We start from the raw sequence: 4,757 nt of genomic DNA on the forward strand, positions 1-4,757 counted from the left end.
CGGTATCAATTGGGTTTGGGAATACTGTTTTTAAGGCAGAAATTACATACGTGGTAATGTTGGCCGGATAAAAAGCCCAGATTTGGTAAGCTGGCATCCCGCCAAAAACCTGGTTGGTCCAAAGCGGTGCTTTTCCGGTTTTGGCGCGTACGTCCATGATTTCTTTTTGTATGCCTTGCGCTTGCGTTACATCGCTTTGCACCAAAACTTTCCCTTGAAATGCAGGCGTAAAATAAAAGAAACAGATGGCAAAAAATAAGCCCGCGACAGCGAAGTGAACGCCATTTTGCTTGAACCAGTTATTCATCTAAAATTAAAAATTGTATGAATCCCAAACCTACTGAAATTTAATAAAAATGCGGTATAAATTTCGGGCAGCGTTTATCAAATTAAAAAATTAACGCAATTTGTTTGGAGGAATCAGGATTGAGGTTGGAGAATAATCCAGTTTGGTTTGATTAACAAGGTTGCGCTTTGGTACGAAGCAGAAAAAACACCGCTAAAAGAAGTATCCAGCTAACGCCATAAGCAATCAAAGTTTTACGGTCAAACTCTTCGGGGTTTCTGCGGATGCGGTAAAAATTATAAGCGGCTAAAAGTACCAACACCAGCCAAAAATACCATTTAATGGTGGTACACATGGCAAACGCCTGGATATCAACCACGGTAACAATGTAATTGATAACGATAAGCGAAACCACTTCCGGCGTGCCAAAATGGCGGCGGTTAAATACTTCTTTCGGGATCATTTGCCGCAGGATTATTTGACTTCTTCGTATCGTACAAACTCGCCTTCTGTTTTCGGAATGGCGCTTTTGTAAACGTTGGGCGGAATATAATCAACTTTTAACGTGCCTTCTTTCGGACCGCGCGGCGCGCTTTGTTGTGCGCTGGCTTGTTGGGCTTGTGCTTTGTTCACCACACTTCGAAACAAAGCGGGCAACAACATCCGGCCCAACATCCGAAGCAAATACAAAATGCAAATGAATATGATTAAAAAACGGATAAGCAACATGTTGATTTGGATATGGGATACAAATATAAAAGTTTAACGGAAAAAAGGTTTGAACTTATCGCAATCAAAATTAAAATTTAACCTTGCTTTATCAAATTGATTGCAACTATTGTTTTTCGTTATATTTGTTACAGTAAATATTTGGTTATGGATATTTTAGAAAAAATTAAACGTTTGCCTTTGGATAAGCAGAAAGAAGTTGAGGCTATGGTTGATTCTTTGTTGAAGAAGCAAGAGTTGGAACCTGTTGATATGGCTGCCATAACGGAAAAACGTCGAAAAAATTTGGGAAGGTTAGAAGGCAAAATTTGGATGGCAGATGATTTTAATGAAACGCCGGAAGAGTTTAAAAACTATTTGTAGTGCCGTTACTACTGGACACACACGTTATAATTTGGATGGAAAGAAATAATCCGAAATTATCTGCAAAAGCACTAAAAATTATACTTGCAGAACCAGTTCTTTATATAAGCCAAATTTCTGTTTGGGAATTAGCGATAAAAGTTAAAACAGGCAAGTTGGATTTAGACCAAGCCCTTAGTGTATTCATTGAAAGCTTTTTAAATTCTTTTGATGCAGAATTATTAGACATTTCCTTACCTCACATTTACCAAACCCAACAGTTGCCACTGCACCACAGAGACCCTTTTGACCGGTTGTTAATTGCCCAAGCTAACATTGAACAAATTCCAATTGTAAGTTCTGATGAATGGTTTGACCAATATGAAGTACAAAGAATCTGGTGATAAAAGAAGCATCATACTTCTTTTATCACCTTAAAATTTCTCCGTCATCATTTTTTCCAACGCAAACATTTCGTCGCGTAGTTTGGCAGCGCCGAGGAAATCCATATCTTTTGCTGCTTTTAGCATCTCTTTTTTAGTGTTCTCGATGGCTTTTTTCAATTCCGGTTTGCTCATGTATTGCACAATCGGGTCGGCAGCAATGTTATCGGCAACATCCTGTTCTACATAAGCTTGCTGCACGCCGCCTTTAAAATCCATCACAGAAGTTTGTTCGATGATTGCTTCGCGCGATTTACCAACCGTTTTCGGTACAATGCCATGTTCTAAATTGTATTGAATTTGCTTGTCGCGGCGGCGGTTGGTTTCGTCGATCGTGATCTGCATAGAATCTGTAATTTTATCAGCATACATAATTACCCGTCCGCGGTCATTTCGCGCAGCACGGCCAATCGTTTGGATTAAAGAACGTTCTGAGCGTAAAAAGCCTTCTTTATCGGCGTCCAAAATGGCCACCAGCGAAACTTCTGGCAAATCCAAACCTTCGCGCAAAAGATTGATACCGATCAAAACATCAAATTCGCCTAAACGCAAACCGCGCAAAATCTCCACCCGTTCCAGCGTTTTTACTTCGGAATGGATGTAACGGCATTTAATGTTGAGGCGATCCATGTATTTGGCCAGTTCTTCGGCCATGCGTTTAGTCAAAGTGGTTACCAAAATCCGGTCGCCTTTTTTAATGGTTTGGTCAACTTCTTCCAGCAAGTCATCCACCTGGTTAATCACCGGCCGGACTTCAATCACCGGATCTAATAATCCTGTTGGCCTGATTACCTGTTCAATCACCACGCCTTCTGATTTTTCCAGTTCAAAATCGCCAGGCGTTGCGCTTACATAAATGGTTTGCGGCGCCAATCGTTCAAATTCCTGAAAATTTAGCGGACGGTTATCCATCGCCGCAGGCAAACGGAAACCATATTCAACCAAAGAGATTTTGCGGGAACGGTCGCCGCCATACATCGCCCGGATTTGCGGAACGGTAACATGGCTTTCATCAATCACCATTAAATAATCCTGCGGGAAATAATCCAACAAACAAAAAGGCCGCATGCCTGGTTTCCGTCCGTCAAAAAAGCGCGAATAATTTTCGATGCCGGAGCAATAACCCAGTTCGCGGATCATTTCTAGATCATAATTCACCCGTTCTTCCAAACGTTTGGCTTCCAAAAAACGCCCATCGCCAATAAACTGCTTTTTGCGCATTTCCAGTTCTTCCTGAATGGCCCAAACAGATTGCTGGAAACGTTCGCGCGGCGCGACATATAAATTTGCCGGAAAAACAACCATGTTCTCCATCTTTTCGATGGTTTTTCCGTTAGAAACATCAAAAGTGCTCAGTTCTTCAATGTCATCACCGTAAAAATTGATGCGGTAAGCATAATCCAGATAAGCCGGATAAATCTCCACCACATCGCCTTTTACCCGGAAAGTCCCGCGTTTAAAATCGGCTGTTGTTCTTGCATAAAGAATTTCCACCAAACGGTGCAAAAAAGCATTCCGCGTAATCCGTGTTCCAACCGCAAAACGGAAAACAGAATTGGAAAAATCTTCCGGGTTTCCCATACCGTAAATGCAGGAAATGGACGAAACCACGATGATATCACGGCGGCCAGACATCAACGCAGAAGTGGTGCGCAAACGCAATTTTTCAATTTCTTCATTAATCTGCAAATCCTTTTCAATGTACGTATTGGAGGAGGGAATGAACGCTTCCGGCTGGTAATAATCGTAGTAGGAAACAAAATAGTTGACCGCATTCTCCGGAAAAAACTGCTTGAATTCGCCGTAAAGTTGGGCAGCCAACGTTTTGTTATGACTTAAAACCAGCGTTGGTTTTTGTGTTTCCTGAATCACATTTGCAATACTAAATGTTTTGCCCGAACCGGTTACGCCCAGCAAAGTCTGGTAATTGTCGCCGCTTTCTACGCCTTGCACCAACTGGCGGATGGCTTCCGGCTGATCGCCGGAAGGTTTGTATTGAGAGGTTAATTTGAAATCCATTGAGAAGATAAAAGTACGGTTTTTGTGTTTGAAATGCTAAAAAGTATAGCTTTTGATGTTTGTTTTTTGTCAGGATTTTTATTTTGTCGTCCCGAACGAAGTGAGAGATGTTCATCGAACAACAATGTTTATCTTTCACTTTAAAGAAGATCTCTCACTTTGTTCGAGATGACAAAGCAGAATACTTCTTTTATCGGCCTAAATTTTATCCCATAAAAAAAGCATTATTTTCGCTGCATGATTTTCCAGCTCGATCAAACCAATTCGGTAGCTAATCGCTTTATTGCCGAAATGCGCAATGTGCACACGCAGCAAAACCCGCAGCGTTTCCGCTATAACCAAACGCGTTTGGGAGAGATTCTGGCTTACGAGATCAGCAAAACGTTGGAATATCAGCAAACAGAAGTAAAAACGCCACTCGGTATCGCACAGGTAAATTTACCTTTGGCACAGCCAGTTTTAGCCACCATTTTACGTGCCGGTTTGCCTTTTCACCAAGGCTTTTTAAACTTTTTTGACCGCTCGGCCTCGGCTTTTATTACGGCTTATCGCAAAACGGATGTAAACCACGATTTTACCATTCAGTTAGAACATATTTCGAGTCCGAATTTAGACGGACAAGTAGTGATTTTATGCGATACCATGCTAGCCAGCGGACAAAGTATAGTGCAGGTTTGCAAGCGTTTGCAGGAAAAGTACCAATTAAAAGAACTGCATATTGCTGCCGTTATTGCCAGCGCTGCCGGTTTAAAATACGTGCAGGAAAACTTGCCCGAAGCGCACATTTGGGTTGGTTCGGTGGATCAGGAAATGAACAGTTATTCGTACATTATTCCGGGCTTAGGCGATGCCGGCGATTTAAGTTTTGGCGAGAAAGTTTGATGATTTTATAGTGATAAAAGAAGCATCACCTTATGTTGTCATCTCGACCGCAGGGA

The 4,757-nt window shown here is 41.7% G+C and carries 6 protein-coding genes; 3 read left to right on the forward strand and 3 right to left on the reverse strand.

Going from position 1 to position 4,757, the window contains the following annotated elements; genetic code table 11:
• Window positions 1-458 precede the first annotated feature (458 nt).
• Complete coding sequence (locus Q0192_RS04510; RefSeq protein ID WP_299286708.1) at window positions 459-749, reverse strand: hypothetical protein; 291 nt, start codon at window positions 747-749, stop codon at window positions 459-461.
• 11 nt (window positions 750-760) lie between these two features.
• Window positions 761-1,015 carry a DUF4834 domain-containing protein gene (locus tag Q0192_RS04515; RefSeq protein WP_299286711.1) on the reverse strand — a complete coding sequence of 85 codons (255 nt, stop codon included), beginning with the start codon at window positions 1,013-1,015 and terminating at the stop codon, window positions 761-763.
• 147 nt (window positions 1,016-1,162) lie between these two features.
• On the opposite strand from Q0192_RS04515, the gene Q0192_RS04520 reads away from it, so the two are divergent.
• Together Q0192_RS04520 and Q0192_RS04525 are read left to right on the forward strand one after the other, a co-directional pair.
• Window positions 1,163-1,378, forward strand: coding sequence for a DUF2281 domain-containing protein (locus Q0192_RS04520; RefSeq protein WP_299286714.1), 216 nt, complete (start codon window positions 1,163-1,165; stop codon window positions 1,376-1,378).
• Window positions 1,378-1,761 (forward strand): type II toxin-antitoxin system VapC family toxin, encoded by a 384-nt coding sequence (locus tag Q0192_RS04525; protein ID WP_299286717.1) that lies wholly within the window; start codon window positions 1,378-1,380, stop codon window positions 1,759-1,761. Before Q0192_RS04520 ends, Q0192_RS04525 begins: the two co-directional genes overlap by 1 nt.
• 30 nt (window positions 1,762-1,791) lie before the next feature.
• On the opposite strand, the gene uvrB is transcribed toward Q0192_RS04525, so the two are convergent.
• Window positions 1,792-3,819 carry an excinuclease ABC subunit UvrB gene (gene uvrB / locus Q0192_RS04530; protein WP_299286719.1) on the reverse strand — a complete coding sequence of 676 codons (2,028 nt, stop codon included), beginning with the start codon at window positions 3,817-3,819 and terminating at the stop codon, window positions 1,792-1,794.
• Window positions 3,820-4,056: 237 nt separating this feature from the next.
• Here uvrB and upp point away from each other — a divergent pair, with 237 nt between their 5' ends.
• The gene (upp, locus tag Q0192_RS04535; protein ID WP_299286722.1) at window positions 4,057-4,701 is read left to right on the forward strand and encodes a uracil phosphoribosyltransferase; all 645 of its coding nucleotides are present in this window, start codon (window positions 4,057-4,059) and stop codon (window positions 4,699-4,701) included.
• The last annotated feature ends 56 nt before the right edge of the window (window positions 4,702-4,757 follow it).

It is taken from the genome of uncultured Mucilaginibacter sp., assembly GCF_937859865.1.
GTDB lineage: Bacteria > Bacteroidota > Bacteroidia > Sphingobacteriales > Sphingobacteriaceae > Mucilaginibacter_A.